At 41.3% G+C, this 16,035-nt stretch carries 12 protein-coding genes and 1 tRNA gene; 8 read left to right on the forward strand and 5 right to left on the reverse strand.

Annotation, left to right across the window (positions count from 1 at the left end):
• The first annotated feature begins 10 nt into the window (after nucleotides 1–10).
• On the forward strand, nucleotides 11–544 hold the full coding sequence (locus MUS1_RS13655; RefSeq protein ID WP_051436293.1) for a TRAP transporter small permease subunit: 534 nt from the start codon (nucleotides 11–13) through the stop codon (nucleotides 542–544).
• Nucleotides 541–1,866: a TRAP transporter large permease gene (locus MUS1_RS13660; protein ID WP_036163471.1), complete on the forward strand. Its 1,326-nt coding sequence runs from the start codon at nucleotides 541–543 to the stop codon at nucleotides 1,864–1,866. Before MUS1_RS13655 ends, MUS1_RS13660 begins: the two co-directional genes overlap by 4 nt.
• A 276-nt stretch (nucleotides 1,867–2,142) precedes the next feature.
• On the opposite strand, the gene MUS1_RS13665 is transcribed toward MUS1_RS13660, so the two are convergent.
• Nucleotides 2,143–2,227 (reverse strand) — tRNA-Leu (locus tag MUS1_RS13665).
• A 181-nt stretch (nucleotides 2,228–2,408) separates the two neighbouring features.
• Here MUS1_RS13665 and queA point away from each other — a divergent pair.
• The 5 genes from queA (at nucleotide 2,409) to secF (ending at nucleotide 7,900) form a co-directional block, all read left to right on the forward strand.
• The gene (gene queA, locus MUS1_RS13670; protein ID WP_036163472.1) at nucleotides 2,409–3,470 is read left to right on the forward strand and encodes a tRNA preQ1(34) S-adenosylmethionine ribosyltransferase-isomerase QueA; all 1,062 of its coding nucleotides are present in this window, start codon (nucleotides 2,409–2,411) and stop codon (nucleotides 3,468–3,470) included.
• A gap of 32 nt (nucleotides 3,471–3,502) precedes the next feature.
• The gene (tgt, locus tag MUS1_RS13675; RefSeq protein ID WP_211236473.1) at nucleotides 3,503–4,624 is read left to right on the forward strand and encodes a tRNA guanosine(34) transglycosylase Tgt; all 1,122 of its coding nucleotides are present in this window, start codon (nucleotides 3,503–3,505) and stop codon (nucleotides 4,622–4,624) included.
• 67 nt (nucleotides 4,625–4,691) lie between these two features.
• Entirely contained in the window at nucleotides 4,692–5,018 is a 327-nt protein-coding gene (gene yajC, locus MUS1_RS13680) for a preprotein translocase subunit YajC (protein WP_036163476.1), read from the forward strand.
• Nucleotides 5,019–5,122: 104 nt separating this feature from the next.
• Nucleotides 5,123–6,976: a protein translocase subunit SecD gene (gene secD, locus MUS1_RS13685; protein ID WP_036163478.1), complete on the forward strand. Its 1,854-nt coding sequence runs from the start codon at nucleotides 5,123–5,125 to the stop codon at nucleotides 6,974–6,976.
• A gap of 9 nt (nucleotides 6,977–6,985) precedes the next feature.
• Nucleotides 6,986–7,900, forward strand: coding sequence for a protein translocase subunit SecF (gene secF / locus MUS1_RS13690; protein ID WP_036163480.1), 915 nt, complete (start codon nucleotides 6,986–6,988; stop codon nucleotides 7,898–7,900).
• A 152-nt stretch (nucleotides 7,901–8,052) separates the two neighbouring features.
• Here secF and nhaB read toward each other — a convergent pair whose 3' ends face one another.
• Nucleotides 8,053–9,555, reverse strand: coding sequence for a sodium/proton antiporter NhaB (gene nhaB / locus MUS1_RS13695; protein WP_036163482.1), 1,503 nt, complete (start codon nucleotides 9,553–9,555; stop codon nucleotides 8,053–8,055).
• Nucleotides 9,556–9,750: 195 nt separating this feature from the next.
• Between nhaB and sohB the strand changes: the two genes are divergently transcribed.
• Nucleotides 9,751–10,791, forward strand: a complete 1,041-nt coding sequence (gene sohB / locus MUS1_RS13700) for a protease SohB (protein ID WP_211236472.1) — start codon at nucleotides 9,751–9,753, stop codon at nucleotides 10,789–10,791.
• A gap of 233 nt (nucleotides 10,792–11,024) precedes the next feature.
• On the opposite strand, the gene MUS1_RS13705 is transcribed toward sohB, so the two are convergent.
• From MUS1_RS13705 to folX, 3 genes are read right to left on the reverse strand one after another with little or no spacing between them, the layout of a single operon-like run.
• Nucleotides 11,025–11,870 (reverse strand): hypothetical protein, encoded by an 846-nt coding sequence (locus MUS1_RS13705; RefSeq protein WP_036163483.1) that lies wholly within the window; start codon nucleotides 11,868–11,870, stop codon nucleotides 11,025–11,027.
• Nucleotides 11,867–15,283 carry a transcription-repair coupling factor gene (gene mfd, locus MUS1_RS13710; protein WP_036163484.1) on the reverse strand — a complete coding sequence of 1,139 codons (3,417 nt, stop codon included), beginning with the start codon at nucleotides 15,281–15,283 and terminating at the stop codon, nucleotides 11,867–11,869. Before mfd ends, MUS1_RS13705 begins: the two co-directional genes overlap by 4 nt.
• Before the next feature lie 7 nt (nucleotides 15,284–15,290).
• Complete coding sequence (folX, locus tag MUS1_RS13715) at nucleotides 15,291–15,659, reverse strand: dihydroneopterin triphosphate 2'-epimerase (protein WP_036163485.1); 369 nt, start codon at nucleotides 15,657–15,659, stop codon at nucleotides 15,291–15,293.
• Nucleotides 15,660–16,035: the final 376 nt, after the last annotated feature.

The following is a 16,035-nucleotide window of genomic DNA, read 5'->3' on the forward strand; positions in this document are numbered from 1 at the left end:
GGATGATCCTATGAAATCCCTTATTCAATTTATTGAAAAGGTGGTTGAAGGGTTTGGTGGGTTAGCACGTTTGTGCGTACTAGCCCTTGTTTTACTCGTCGCTACCAATGTCATTTTTCGTTATTTATTTTCTATAGGTCCAGTTTCGTTACAAGAGCTTGAATGGCACCTAATATCACCTATCGCTTTGATTGGCTTAGCTTATTCTATGAAGCATCGTGCAGATGTTCGTGTTGATATTTTTTACGATAAGTTTTCTATTCGCAAGCAAGGAGTTATCGATCTACTTACAGCAGTGGCAACTATTGCGATAGGTCTCTACATTACTTGGCTTAGTATTAAATATGTTGGACAGTCTTATCGTTTACAAGAAGGGTCTCCCGATCCAGGTGGGTTACCTATGCGATATTTACTCAAAGCATTTATACCAATAGGTTTTGGCTTATTGGTTTTTCAAGGTATTGCAGACACGCTAACAGCGTATCTGAAAATTACTGAGACAAAAAATGAGGCTATTAAAATAGCAGAGAGAGAAGCTATATGATTGGTAATGAATGGATTATTTTAGGAATGATCGGCGGCTTTTTATCGATGATGATTATAGGTATCCCTGTCGCAATATCTTTAGCTGTGTCTGGTTTTGTTGCTGGATATATAGGTTTTGGCCCCATGTTATTTAATTTGATGCCAGCTCGTTTGTATGGGGTTGTGACCAATTACACTTTACTTGCTATTCCTCTCTTTGTCTTTATGGGGGTTATGCTTGAAAAATCTCGTGTCGCAGAAGATATGCTCGAAACGATTGGTAAAGCTATGGGAGGGGTAAATGGTGGTATGGGTCTAGCCATTATTCTAGTAGGTGTCTTAATGGGAGCTTCAACAGGTATTGTTGGAGCAACAGTAGTAACGGTTGGTTTACTAACTTTACCTGTATTAATGAGGCGAGGTTATCATCCTAGTGTAGCGTGTGGGACTATTTGTGCATCAGGAACCTTAGGCCAAATAATTCCACCTAGTTTAGTCTTAATTCTTTTGTCAGATATTGTTGGAGAGTCAGTAGGTACTTTATTCGCAGCAGCTTTCATTCCAGGCTTGGTGTTGGCTGTTATTTATATTTTGTATTTATTGATTTTAGGTATTATAAAACCAGATTTGGTCCCTGCCATACCTAAAGAAGAAAGGGCACTTACTAGTCGTTCTCAATTAATTAAAGATTTATTACGTAATGTCTGTCCGCCTTTGTTACTGGTTGTTGCTGTTCTTGGTTCTATTGTAGGAGGTGTTGCTGCACCAACTGAAGCTGCTTCAATGGGAGCGTTGGGTGCAATTCTACTAGCTGTCTCTATGAATCGACTTAATTGGACGCTTCTACAAGAAGCTTTACATGGAACTTTAACTATTTCCGCAATGGTTTTTTTCATATTGCTTTGTGCACAACCATTTTCCTTAGCTTTTAGAGGGCTTGGAGGAGAGCAGGTAGTTCATGGTTTTTTTGAAATGTTACCAGGAGGTGAGTTAGGGGCTATTATATTTTTAATGGTACTACTTTTTATCCTTGGCTTCTTTCTTGAGTGGATTGAAATATCTTACATTGCGCTGCCAATGTTTTTACCTATATTTAGTAGTTATGGCACAGATATGGTGTGGTTAGCGATTTTGGTAGCAATGAATCTACAAATGTCTTTTTTAACACCTCCATTTGGTTGGGCACTCTTCTTCCTCAAAGGGGTGGTTCCGCCAGGAATATCCATTAAAGATATTTATTTGGGTGCGTTACCTTTTGTCGCTTTACAGCTGTGTGCATTACTACTGCTATTTAATTTTCCAAGTATTGCGACTTGGCTACCTAAAGCTATAGGGTGGTGAATTTGACTTTTATGTGTTGGTAAGTGGTGTGTAAATTTTAATCAAACGCCAATTAAATACTAATAAGTCGAGTCTATTTCTTAAAAGTATTAAAGGCACTGTTACTTTATCTGTTTTAAAAATACGCTAAATTTAGCCTGATTTAGTTAGTGATTTTTAAAAGGATTGGTCTTTTCAACTCGTATCAAGTTATCAACTTGAAGCAGTTTTAAGTGTAATTCAGAAGTTCAGAAACAACAAAGCCCTAACTAAAATTTAGTTAGGGCTTCATCTAAATGGTACCAGTAGGCGGACTCGAACCGCCACACCCGAAGGCAACGGATTTTGAATCCGTCGTGTCTACCAATTCCACCACACTGGCCTTGAAAAAGGTGAGGCGTATTCTATGGTAATTTGAATATAAGTCAACGGTTGGTGGTGTTATTTTTTATCTTTTTAAGATGATGTCTCTTGGAAATACCTTTTTATGTGGATTTTCGCTAACTTTTTGTATGATTTTTCGTTAAAATACGGCGTCATTTTTTCTAGGTAGTTTTCTTTTCATGCTCGTTTCCGATTATCACTTTGATTTACCTGATTCGTTAATCGCGAATTATCCAACGCCAGACAGAACCGCTAGCCGACTGTTGCATCTTGATGGCCCAAGCGGTGAACTTGCTCATCGTCAGTTTCCTGATGTGTTGGATTTGGTTCAGCCTGGTGATTTGATGGTGTTTAACAATACTCGAGTGATTCCTGCTCGTGTATTTGGTCAGAAAGAGTCTGGCGGTAAGGTTGAGATTTTGGTCGAGCGTGTTGTTGCGACGAATGAAGCCTTAGCTCATGTTCGTGCTAGCAAATCACCAAAAGAAAACAGTAAGATCTTTTTAGGACAAGACAAAGGTGAACAAATCGAGGCGACAATGATTGGCCGCTCTGGTGCCCTGTTCCATCTTGTTTTTGAAGAGCCAGTGTTGGATGTATTGTCTCGCGTTGGACACATGCCTTTGCCCCCTTACATTGAGCGACCTGATGAAGAAAGTGATCAAGAACGTTACCAAACAGTTTATAATCAAAAGCCAGGTGCTGTTGCTGCTCCGACGGCAGGTTTGCATTTTGATGATGAGCTACTAGAAAAGTTAAAGTCAAAAGGTGTTGAAACAGCGTTTGTGACATTGCATGTTGGCGCAGGAACCTTTCAACCAATGAAGGTAGATAATGTGAAAGATCACATTATGCATGCGGAATACGTCGAAGTAGAACAGAGCGTCGTGGATCAAGTGAAGGCAACGAAAGCCCGTGGCGGTCGAGTTATTGCTGTCGGCACAACCAGTGTCCGTAGTCTTGAATCGGCGAGTCAGAGTGGTGAAATTGCTCCGATGCAGGGCGATACCAGTATTTTTATCTATCCAGGTTATGAATTTAAAACAGTAGATGCTTTGGTGACAAACTTTCATCTGCCTGAATCAACGCTCATTATGTTGATCAGCGCGTTTGCTGGATACGATCATGTTATGGCAGCTTACCAAGCTGCAGTTGAACAGAAGTACCGATTTTTTAGTTATGGCGATGCCATGTTTATTACACGAAATGCGCAGGCTAAAGGCCCGCAAAGTGAGGAATAAGACGAATGTCTGATAAACGTCCAGAATGTTTTATGGATTTTGAACTTCACACGACCTCAGGAAAGGCTCGTCGAGCGACCTTGACTTTTCCACGTGGTAAGGTTGAAACACCAGCGTTTATGCCGGTAGGAACCTACGGCACAGTAAAGGGTATGTTGACCAAAGACATCGAAGAAATCGGTGCGGATATTATTTTGGGTAATACATTTCACTTGTGGCTTCGCCCAGGTACTGATGTGATTAAAGCGCATGGCGACTTGCATGACTTTACTCAATGGAAAAAGCCAATCTTGACTGATTCTGGTGGCTTTCAAGTATTCTCTTTGGGAGAGATGCGTAAAATCACAGAAGAAGGTGTGAGTTTTCGTTCTCCTATTAACGGTTCTAAAGTGTTTTTGAGTCCTGAGATTTCTATGCAGGTTCAGAGAGACCTTGGTTCTGATATTGTGATGATTTTTGATGAATGTACGCCACACCCAGCAACAACTGAAGTCGCTGCGACATCGATGCGTAGAAGTTTACGTTGGGCAAAACGTTCTAAAGATGAACACGGCGATAGTCCTTCTGCGTTGTTTGGTATCATTCAAGGTAGTATGTACGAAAATTTGCGTGATGAATCTTTAGAGGGCTTGGTAGATATCGGCTTTGACGGTTATGCAATCGGTGGTCTTTCTGTTGGCGAGCCAAAAGAAGAAATGATGAAGGTGTTGGATCATACAACACCCAAAATGCCGGAAGACAAGCCGCGTTATTTAATGGGCGTTGGTAAGCCTGAAGATTTGGTCGAAGGTGTGCGTCGTGGTGTTGATATGTTTGACTGCGTTATGCCTACGAGAAATGCACGTAATGGTCACTTATTTACCTCAGATGGTGTTGTACGCATTCGTAACGCTCAATATCGTCACGATGTTGGTCCTTTAGATAAAGAATGTGATTGCTACACTTGTAAAAACTTTTCTCGGTCTTATTTACATCATTTGGATAAGTGTCAAGAAATGGTTGGTGCGCAATTAAATACCATTCATAACTTACGTTATTACCAAACACTCATGGCGGGATTGCGTAAGGCGCTCGATGAAGGTAAATTTGACGCCTTTGTTGATGAGTTTTATGCAAAGCGTGGCTTAGAAACACCAGCTTTGAGTGAAAAATAAACAAAAATAAGCGAATTCCTTTATTTAGGGGTCGCAACAGTTTCATAAACCATTGGAGAGTTAGCACATGATCGCATTGATCTCACCAGCTTACGCTGAAGGCGGCGCCGCTGCAGACGGAGGTATTTTTAATTTAGTACTTCTTGCTGGTTTCGTCGTTATTTTTTACTTCCTTATGTGGCGCCCACAGGCGAAACGTACGAAAGAGCATAAAAACCTGATTGCTTCCTTAGCGAAAGGCACTGAAGTTGTAACAGGCGGTGGTGTTTTAGGTAAAGTATCTAAAGTAGATGATAACTACGTTGTACTTGAAGTGGCTGAAGGCGTTGAAATGAAATTTCAAAAAGCATCTGTTGCAGCAGTACTTCCAAAAGGAACGTTAAAGTCAATTTAACGTTTTGAGAAAGGCGTCTCTTTTTTTCTATTTTTATAGGAATAAAGTTGGCGCTTTTCTTACTTTCTCGATCCATTTAATTTTTCAGTTTTAAAGGATTTTTCATGCTTAACAAGTACCCCTTGTGGAAGTATTTGCTAATTCTTCTTGTTTTGGCTTTGGGGCTACTCTATGCCTTCCCAAACCTTTATCCGGATGATCCAGCGCTACAACTATCTGCCCAAAAAACAACCACTGTTGTTGACGAGCAAACGCTACAACAAGCTAAAAACGCGCTCGCAAAAGCAAATATAGAATTAAAAGAAGCAGAGCTTACCTCTGCTGGCGGTACCTTACGCTTCAATAGCGGTGAGGACCAACTAGCGGCTAAACCTGTTGTTGCGGCCGCATTGGGTGAGAGTTTTATTACAGCACTTAATTTAGTTCCTACTACACCGGATTGGTTGTCTTCTCTAGGTGCTGGGCCTGCGAAGTTAGGTCTTGATTTGCGTGGTGGTGTTCATTTCTTGTTGGAAGTTGATACGCCGGCAGCAGTTAAGCAGCGTCTTGAAGTGACGTCAAGTGAGATGAAAGCAGCATTGCGTTCAGACCGTATTCGTTACCGTAGTGTAACAGTTGAAGATGGTGTGCTTTCTATTCGTTTCCTACAGGAAGCGGATTTGTCTTTGGCTGAAAACTTGTTAGAAGATGATTTCTCAGAATATCGTTTTGACACTCGTCAAGATGGCAGTGATTTTTACTTGGAGGTTGCTTTTACTGAAGCGGCAACAAAAGAAATCGAGGCTTATGCATTACAGCAGAATTTAACGACGCTGCGTAATCGTGTGAATGAGTTGGGTGTTGCTGAGCCATTGGTGCAGCGCCAAGGCAGTAATCGTATTGTGGTTGAGTTGCCAGGTGTACAAGATACAGCGGCAGCGAAACGTATTATTGGTGCAACGGCTAATCTTGAGTTCCGCTTGGAAGCTGGTTTAGAAGACAACGGCTCTGACGTTGAAGTCTTAACGTTCCGTGATGGCAGTGGGCGTACCGCGCGTTTAGAGCGTGACCTTATTACCACGGGTGAAAGTGTTTCGGATGCGAGTTCTTCTTTTGATGAAAACGGTCAACCACAAGTAAACATTAGCCTAGACTCAAAAGGCGGCAAGCAAATGACGAAAGTCACTCGTGCTGCGGTCGGTCGTAATATGGCGGTAGTGTTTATTGAGCACAAATCTCGTACTCGTGTTGTTGAGCAAGAAGACGGAACACTTGAAGAACTTCGTAGAAGTTACAGTGAGAAAGGTATTATCTCATTGGCAACGATTCAGACAACGTTGGGTAATTCTTTTCGTATTACAGGGTTAGATAGCCCACGTGAATCATCAGAGCTTGCTTTGTTGCTTCGTGCGGGTGCATTGGCTGCGCCTATGTACTTTGTGGAAGAGCGTACCATTGGGCCGAGCTTAGGTGCTGAAAATATTAAATTAGGCGTAAGCTCTGCACAAATCGGTCTATTGGTCGTTATGCTGTTTATGTTGCTTTACTACAAGGTGTTTGGTCTTTTTGCGAATGTTTCATTGGCTTTAAATATCATTTTGCTTATGGCGTGTATGTCTTTGCTTTCAGCAACACTTACTCTGCCAGGTATTGCCGGTATCGTATTGACTATGGGGATGGCTGTGGATGCAAACGTGTTGATTTTCTCTCGCATAAAAGAGGAATTAGCAAACGGTGTCCCAAATCAGCAAGCAATACATTCCGGCTTTAACCGTGCCTTTACGACAATTTTTGATGCCAATATCACAACATTATTGGTAGCTGTTATTTTGTTTGCTGTTGGTACAGGGCCAGTTAAAGGCTTCGCGGTGACATTGTCGCTGGGTATTATTACTTCGATGTTTACGGCGATTGTAGTGACTCGTGCACAAGTTAACCTTGTGTATGGCGGCCGTAAAAACAAGAAACTGTACATTTAGGAGAAAGCCATGAAAGTGACAACTATTCCATTTATGGCTCTGCGTAAAATCGTTGCTGTGATTTCGATTACGCTGATCCTAATTTCTATTGGTTCTTTGGTAACAAAGGGTTTGCAGTTTGGCCTAGACTTTACTGGCGGTACATTGGTTGAGGTGGCTTATAAAGAGGCGCCGAAACTAGAGGACGTTCGTGAGCTGCTTGCTGAAAGTGGTTATGACGATGTGGTTGTGCAGAGCTTTGGTTCGCCTACTGATATCGTTGTGCGTTTGGCAAACTCTTATACCGCTACATTGGGTGATGAAGTTCTAACGACATTGCAAGACAGTGGCGCTGCGCAGGTTTCTTTGCAACGTTCTGAATTTGTAGGGGCTCAAGTTGGTGAGGAATTACGTGAGCAGGGCGGCCTAGGTATGCTTCTCGCGTTGATTATCGTCATGCTTTACGTTGCGGTGCGTTTTCAGTTTAAGTTCTCTGTGGCTTCTGTTATCGCCTTGACCCATGACGTCATCATTACGTTAGGTTTCTTCTCTATATTTGAAGTTGAGTTTGATCTTACTGTACTTGCAGCCTTGCTTGCTGTTGTGGGGTATTCACTTAACGATACGATCGTTGTATGCGACCGTATCCGTGAAAACTTTCGAATTATGCGAGACACAACGCCTTACGACTTGATCAATATATCCATCAACCAAACTTTAGGCCGTACATTGATTACGTCTTTAACGACGTTGTTTGTATTGGTTGTGTTGTTTGTAGCTGGTGGTGAAGCCATTCATAACTTCTCGATGGCTTTGTTGGTCGGTATCGTGATTGGTACTTACTCTTCTATTTTCGTTGCGGCAAACCTATTACTGGCTTTGGATGTGAAAAGAGAAGACTTGGTGCCAACACCAAAAGAAGAGTTGGAAGACGATTTACCTTAAATTGTTTTCACTTCGCTATTTTGAATCGGCAGTGCCAAATTGATTGAGTAGTCTGTTTTTATATAGATAAGCTCAGGCAATAAAAAAAGCCCTAGTATTTTTTACTAGGGCTTTTTTGTGTCTAAAAGTAATGGAAGATATTAACGTATTACCTATAAAAAATAGACAACGCAAAGACCGCCGACCGTGCTTAATACGATTGTATAAGGCAATGCCATCCAAACCATTTTGCCGTAGGAAAGCCTTAATAATGGTGCAATTGCCGATGTAAGTAAAAACAGAAATGCAGCTTGACCGTTTGGTGTTGCGACACTTGGGAGGTTCGTGCCTGTGTTAATGGCAACAGCCAATGTGTTGAAGTGTTCTTGAGTAATTGTGCCGGCATCAAGTGCTTCTTTTACTTCGCCAATATACACGGTGGCAACAAAGACATTGTCACTTATTGCTGATAACAAGCCGTTAGCAATAAAGAACATAATAGGTTGTGAATCCGTTGGCATGTTTAAAACGACATCGATAATTGGTTGGAATAAATGCTGTTCATGTATAACAGAAACAATCGTAAAGAAAACTACAAGCAAGGCTGTGAAAGGAAGGGCTTCCTCAAATGCATGACCTATTTGGTGCTCTTCTGTAATGCCATTAAAAGCAGTTAGTAGGACAATAACCATTAAGCCAACAAGTCCAACTTCAGCTACATGAAAAGCTAAAGAGAGCATTAGTATAATAGATACAACGCCTTGAATAATAAGCTGAGCTTTGTGTTTATTGGTGCTTTTTTTAGATTCTTCCTCTTCAAACTTTTTCAAAATATTGCGGACGTTTTCTGGAAGGCGAGCGCCATAGTCGAACCATTTTGTTTTTTCTAAAATGACGACTGTTATTAACCCGCAAGCCAACACAGGCATGGAAATAGGTGCGACTCGTAAGAAAAATTCAGCAAAATCCCAGCCGGCAACTTTTGCAATAAGAAGGTTTTGTGGCTCGCCGACTAAGGTTGAAACACCACCAAGCGCGGTGCCTATTGCACCGTGCATTAATAAACTACGTAAAAATGAGCGGAATTCGCCCAAATCTCTTTGGTTTACTGGGAGTATATTGTCGTCACTGTTTGGGTTGTGTTTTTTATTAGGATCTTGTTCTGAAGCGACTTTGTGATAAACAGAATAAAAGCCGACGCTGACACTAATAAGCACAGCTGTCACGGTGAGTGCGTCTAAAAATGCAGATAATACTGCAGCTGATAAACTAAAAACCAATGAAATGATCACTTTTGAGCGAATTTTTACTAGCAATTTATTGAAGATAAACAACAGCATGTCTTGCATGAAATAAATGCCAGCAACCATAAACATTAGCAATAAAATAACATCGAAGTTTTTAATGACTTCATGGTAAACACCGTCAGAAGTGGTAAGCCCCAGAATAACTGCTTGAATTGCGATTAGGCCGCCAGGTTGTAATGGGTAGCATTTCAGCGCCATACCAAGGGTGAAAATAAATTCAATAATAAGTAGCCAGCCAGTAATAAAGGGGCCTAGCGTAATAACAGCGATTGGATTGATTATTAGAAACGCAATCACAGCTTGTTTGTACCATAGGGGAGAAGACCCTAAGAAATTATTTCCAAGCGCGTGTGATATGGAGTTTTTCATTCATTGCTCCTTTGAGAAGGCATTAACTTATTTTGGCCTAAATTTAGGGATAAGTTTTCTTATAGTTTTTAGTGGAGGGAATAATAAGGGATATGGAAAGCGGTATCTATAGTGATTAATGCGCAATTGATGTTGTTATTTGTGCAAATAGCCCCACTATCTCAAGAGCTTATAATTATTTTGAGGAAGATGAAGTTGGAATTTTTAACTGACTACGCAGGTTTTTTGTTAAAGCTCATTAGTGTGGCTTTGATTATCGTGTTTGTACTAGGGATTGTTGCTAGTGGAAAGCGTAAGTCACAACCGGGTAGCTTGTCTGTTACTAAGCTTAATGAAAGCTATGATGATATGAAGGCAGAATTGGATCGGCAGTTGCTGGATAAAAAAGTACTTAAAGACCGAGAGAAAGAAAAAAAGAAAAAAGAAAAAGTAGAGAAAAAAGCGAAAAAGAAAGTACTTAAAGAATCGGAAGAAGAGGCAAAAAAACGTCTTTATGTTTTGGATTTTGATGGTGATATAAAAGCATCGGCTGTCGATAGTATGCGTGAAGAAATAACCGCGGTTCTAAGCGTTGCAAAGCCTCAAGATGAGGTTGTTGTTCGTTTGGAAAGTGGTGGCGGTGTTGTGCATGGCTATGGTTTGGCAGCGTCTCAGTTACAGCGTATTCGTGAAGCAAATATACCTCTGACAATTTGTGTTGATAAGGTAGCGGCAAGCGGTGGTTATATGATGGCGTGTGTTGCCGATAAAATCATAGCGGCTCCATTTGCTATTCTTGGCTCTATTGGTGTGGTTGCTCAAGTTCCTAACGTGCATAGATTGCTTGATAAAAGTTTAATTGATGTTGAGCTTCACACGGCAGGGCGTTATAAGCGCACCTTGACCATGTTGGGGAAAAATACTGACGAAGGTCGTGAGAAATTCAGGCAAGATTTGGAAGATACTCATGGGTTGTTTAAGCGCTTTGTCTCTGGTCAACGTCCGCAGTTGGATATTGATAATATTGCAACGGGCGATACTTGGTATGGTTCTGAGGCGTTAGAAAATAATCTGATTGATGTTGTGATGACGAGCGACGCGTATCTGGTTTCCCATTATGATAATGCTGAAGTTATACAGGTCGTTTATAAACAGCCTAAAGGAATGGCTGAGCGTTTTGGCTTGTCTTTGTTTTCTGCATTAGAGCATAAAGTGGTTTCTTGGGTTGGTAAGCTAACTCAATCAAGAGGTTATTAATTGAATAGGTTGTTGGCCAAATAGACTGATGATCAAGTAGGCTATTAATTAGGTAATAGCCTAGTAAATGGGGGCTAAGGCTAGCGGCCAGTAAAAGTAGATACTAAAAAGGTGATATGTTTTTGCATATCACCTTTTTTTTATTTTTGAAATTAAATTGTCATCCAGAAAACGGTTCGAAAATGTCTATTCAAAAGCGAGGTGAGAGCTACGCAATTTTGAATACTAAGTGCTTATTCTCTGCTGGACAGTTCATTGGTGCTTTTTAGATCGTCATAGTTAAGACTTGCGCCTGTTTCAGGTGTCATTGACTGTAAGGCGATTTTTTCCATGGCTTCTTCTAAATCGATAGGCTCGAAGTAAAGCAGTGTGCCAATAGTCGGGTGATCTAAATAATTAAGTTTCTTACTGGCTGTTTTGTTGTCTTGTTCCAGTGTCAGAATCAAGGATGGTTTGAATTCTTTTAACTCCGGTTGCGGCTCAATTAATTCAGGCTCAATGATTGGTGTTGAGAAGAACGCATTCGTTACGCCAGATGGCGGTTCTATAGTTTCGACTTCCGCTATCTCGGATTGAGTGGCGCGATCAAATAAATAATGCTGGTAGCGAATATCAGATTCTAAATATCGGCCTAATTTAATTGCAATTTCGCCAATTAACTCTGGGTGACCGTCTTTTTCTTGTTCGCTATGAAATGTTTTTTTAATTGTATCGCCTGAGTCTTTAAATATTAATGTCCATTGTTGATTGCTTAATACTTTCACGTGTCCATCAAGTTGCTTTTTAAACTTGTCAAAAGGTGTTGGTGTTGTTTCGGCTTTGTCCTCTGTTGGTGTGCTTGACTCAGCGCCATCAAGATAGGATGTGCCACTTTCTGGCTTTACAAAGCGAATCAGGTTTTCTGTTGAGACTATTTCTTTGTATTTTACCTGCTCAGTTGATTGGTTTTCAGGCCAGATAAAGGTGAGTAAATAGCCTTGGTAGGCTCTGGCAGTGTCGGGATTAATCTGACTGTCATCAGCGAGCAATTGGCTGCTTAATAAGGTTAATGATAGAAACGTTAAAATTCGGGCTTTCAATGTAATAGCTCCAAAGTCTTTGTGGTTTGTTGGAAGCGCTCTTCTGCGCTGTTCATCGGGGCGAAGAACTTTAACGTATCAGACCCTACTAGTTTATAAGAGTCTGGTTTTGTCTGGATCAACCTGATGAGTTTCATCGGGTCAACCGGTGTTTTACTGTTAAAGAAAATCTTGCCTTCTTTTGCGTTCGCCTCGATTTTATTGATACCGAGCTGTTCCGCTTTTAATTTCAATTCGGTTTGACGGAATAGGTTTTTGGTCGAATCAGGTAATAGCCCAAATCGATCAATCATTTCAACTTGTAAGTCTTTTAGTTCTTCGCTGGTTTGTGCGCTGGCGATGCGTTTGTACAATATTAAACGAGAGTGTACATCACCTAGGTAGTCTTCAGGAATAAGTGCAGGCACTCTAAGGTTGATATCAGTTTGCGCTGGAACCGAAATATCAACGTCTGGTGATTCACCGTTTTTAAGGGATTTCACCGCTCTGTCTAGCATTTCCATGAAAAGCGAGAAGCCAACATGTTCAATGTGACCGCTTTGGCCGTCACCTAATAATTCCCCAGTACCACGAATCTCAAGGTCATGTGTGGCGAGTGTAAAGCCAGCGCCCAGTGTGTCTGCTAACATAATGGCTTCAAGGCGTTTCTCTGCATCGCCAGTAACTTTGCGATCATTAGGTGTTAATAAATAGGCATAGGCTTGGTGGTGTGAACGACCAACTCGTCCGCGCAGTTGGTGTAGCTGGGCCAAACCAAATTTATCCGCTCGCTCAATAATAATCGTGTTGGCGTTGGGGATGTCTATGCCTGTTTCAATGATGGTTGAACAAACCAGCACATTGGCTCTTTTGTGATAAAAGTCAGACATTACTTGTTCTAATTCTTTTTCACGCATTTGACCATGACCGACAATGACTCGAGCTTCTGGAATGAGCTCTTCTAATTCTTCAGCGGTTTTTTGAATGGTTTGTACTTCATTATGTAAAAAATATACCTGACCGCCACGATGTAGCTCTCGTAAAATGGCTTCTTTGATTTGGTGTGTGTCTCTTTCTTTAACAAAGGTTTTGACAGATAGGCGTTTCGCTGGCGGTGTCGCAATAATGGATAAATCACGAATACCGGATAAAGACATATTAAGTGTTCGTGGGATGGGCGTTGCCGTTAGTGTGAGTATGTCAACTTCGGCTCGTAATGCTTTAAATTGTTCTTTTTGTTTGACGCCAAATCGATGTTCTTCATCAATAACAACCAAACCAAGATTTGAAAATTTAATGCCACTCTGAATGAGTTTGTGAGTGCCAACAACGATATCTGCTTTTCCAGATTCTAGGCGGTCAATCGCCAGATTAGATTCTTTGCCTGAGCGAAAGCGAGATAGAAGCTCAATTTCAACAGGCCAGTCTGCAAAGCGGTCACAAAAATTTTCGTAATGCTGTTGCGCAAGTAGGGTGGTTGGTACCAGTACAGCGACTTGCTTGCCATCTTGAACAGCAAGAAACGCGGCTCGCATAGCGACTTCTGTTTTTCCAAAACCTACATCACCACATATCAATCGATCCATTGGCTTTTTCGAAGACATATCTTGCATGACAGCATCGATGGCCATTTGCTGATCTGGAGTTTCTTCGAATGGGAAGCCTGCCGAGAAAATTTCATATTGGTCATCAGGCTTGGCAAATGCATAACCAACACGTGCTTCTCGTTTTGCATAGATGTCTAATAGCTCGGCTGCTGTGTCGCGGGCTTTTTCGGCGGCTTTTTGTTTTGCTACGCTCCATTTGTCTGTGCCGAGTTTATGCAAAGGAGCAGAATCTTCATCGGCGCCTGTGTATCGTGAAATCAATTGTAATGAAGAAACGGGAACGTATAGCTTGGCGTCATTTGCATAGCCAAGGGTCAGCAGTTCGGTTTCTTGGCCGTCTATTTGTAGGTTGGTAAGGCCAAGATAGCGGCCGACACCGTGATCTATGTGCACAACAGGAGCGTTCATTCGCAATTCTGTGAGATTTCGAATGATGGCATCTTCGCTCACATTGCTGCCATGTTTGCTGCGTCTACGGCGTTGAGAAACTCGTTCGCCGAGGATTTCGCTTTCTGCTATTAAGGTCAGTTCGTTATCAATGACAAAACCACGACCAATGCTCCCTTCTGTGATGGCGAGGGATTGTTTTGATTTTGTGAATTTGCCCCAGTTGTCGACTTGTTTTGGTGTGATTTGATGTTTTTTAAGTAGGTCTAATAATGCTTCGCGACGGCCTGCCGACTCGGCAACAATCAAGACTCTGGTGCTGGTTTTACTGAGAAAATCTTGTAGTTTATTAAGTGGTGATTGAGCTTTTGAATCTATTTTTACATTTTCTAATGCACTGTAAGAAGAGTGATCGCCATCAGCAGAAAATATGACGTTAGTGAATTTGTTGAGTTCACCAAATAGTTCGCTTTCTGGTAAACATATTTCATCAGGCTTAAGAATTGGGCGCTCAATGTTGTAATTGAGTGATTCATGACGGCTGCGGAAATCGAGTTGGATGCTGGCAAGTTGTTCATTGAAATTGTCTGATCGGACAATAAGTGTATTGTCTGGTAAGTAATCAAACATGCTTGCTGTTTGTTCAAAAAACAGTGGTAAGTAGTATTCTATGCCCGCAGGGATTAGTCCGCTTGAAATGTCTTGATAAAGTGGGCTTGAAAGAGGGTCGGTCTCGAAGCGTTCTCTAAAGGCTTGGCGAAATTGCTGTATTCCCTGTGATGTGGTTGGAAACTCTTTAGCGGGAAGCATTTTTATTTCAGACACTTTATTGATGCTGCGCTGTGTTTCAGGGTCAAACCAACGGATGGATTCAATTTCGTTGTCGAACCAATCAATTCTTATTGGGTTTTCGGCACCCATTGGATAAACATCCATTAAAGCACCGCGAATGGCGTATTCGCCATGTTCGTGAACGTTTTCTACATTTAAGTAGCCTGCGTTGGTTAGTTTTCTTGATAGTTGTTCAAGTGGGAGTTCTTGCCCCTCTTCTAAATGAAAGCGTTGTGCATCTAAATGTTGTTTTGGGCAGAGTCGCGTTAAGCAGGAGGCGACTGTGGTGAGTACAATTGGGTTCTTAGTTTCTGTAAGTTTTGCTAGCGTTTCTAGGCGTTGCGATATGATGTCTTGGTGTGGTGAAAATGCATCATAAGGGAGCGTTTCCCAATCGCTAAATCTGAGTAGTTCTTTTTTTTCGTGATTCAGAAATTGCATTTCATCTTCGAGTTCATTTAATTCGGCAACGGTATTTGCCATAAAAAGAATAGGGTGCTTGTGCTGAGATGCAATGGCTAGCAGCTGCAATGCTTTGCGGCTGCCGTCTAGTCCGTTGATTAGGTTTTTAAAGCCGGGTTTTAAAGTGAGCGATACATTTTCTGACATGTCGATCTTATGCTTCTCTGTTTGCGGATAGTGTTAATGACACAGAATCTGCAAAGCGCAGGGCGTGTGGTTTAGCGACTTCTATTTTGGCAAAAGTTACATTTTTTTGTGTCATACATAGTGCGAGTAGTTCTGCCGTTAGCTTTTCGAGTAAAAGAAAGCGGTTGTTTTCTGTATGAGCTATCATTTCTTTGCAGATTGTTCTGTAGTTAACGGCGTTTTCAACATTGTCTGTGTCATAGGCTTGAACTGCTGGGTAGCGTACCCAAGCATTAATGATAACATCTTGTTTGTTATTTATTTCTGATTCATTAAATCCAATGTAGGTCCGTAAGCGTAAGTTCTTAATATGAATCTGTGCTTCTGGTTGAATCATCGCTGGGTCTCCATCATTGGAACTATTGGTTGTATAGCTGATATTGTGTCGTTTTCAATCTTGTATGGCAACAATAGGTAGGCATGAGTTCGAATCTAATGGAAAAGTTGGCGGGAGTGGTTTGTGTTGTCTGTGTAAGGAATAGATGGTTTATTGATTTTACCTATGTGTTGTTAATGTGTTTTTTTGTACGAAAAGTGAGCTAGGCTAAATAAAGTCATGCATTTAGGTAAAAGTTGGCGCTCAAAGACGGTGCAGTATGCTGGTCAAGGAGAGTAATGATCTTTATAATAGTTCGGTTTTTTGGTGAAGTGAGTTTGCGTTTACAATTATCTTTACGTGTTAAAGAAAGTTAGTTGTTCGCTTGTGCATGATT

Origin of the sequence: Marinomonas ushuaiensis DSM 15871 (genome assembly GCF_000521805.1) — a bacterium.
GTDB lineage: Bacteria > Pseudomonadota > Gammaproteobacteria > Pseudomonadales > Marinomonadaceae > Marinomonas > Marinomonas ushuaiensis.

Coding starts and splice junctions, on each gene's coding strand:
- folX (WP_036163485.1), bottom strand. CDS start 15,659: ATGATTCAACCAGAAGCACAGATTCATATTAAGAACTTACGCTTACGG.
- MUS1_RS13660 (WP_036163471.1), top strand. CDS start 541: ATGATTGGTAATGAATGGATTATTTTAGGAATGATCGGCGGCTTTTTA.
- secF (WP_036163480.1), top strand. CDS start 6,986: ATGAAAGTGACAACTATTCCATTTATGGCTCTGCGTAAAATCGTTGCT.
- MUS1_RS13655 (WP_051436293.1), top strand. CDS start 11: ATGAAATCCCTTATTCAATTTATTGAAAAGGTGGTTGAAGGGTTTGGT.
- nhaB (WP_036163482.1), bottom strand. CDS start 9,555: ATGAAAAACTCCATATCACACGCGCTTGGAAATAATTTCTTAGGGTCT.
- tgt (WP_211236473.1), top strand. CDS start 3,503: ATGGATTTTGAACTTCACACGACCTCAGGAAAGGCTCGTCGAGCGACC.
- yajC (WP_036163476.1), top strand. CDS start 4,692: ATGATCGCATTGATCTCACCAGCTTACGCTGAAGGCGGCGCCGCTGCA.
- secD (WP_036163478.1), top strand. CDS start 5,123: ATGCTTAACAAGTACCCCTTGTGGAAGTATTTGCTAATTCTTCTTGTT.
- mfd (WP_036163484.1), bottom strand. CDS start 15,283: ATGTCAGAAAATGTATCGCTCACTTTAAAACCCGGCTTTAAAAACCTA.
- queA (WP_036163472.1), top strand. CDS start 2,409: ATGCTCGTTTCCGATTATCACTTTGATTTACCTGATTCGTTAATCGCG.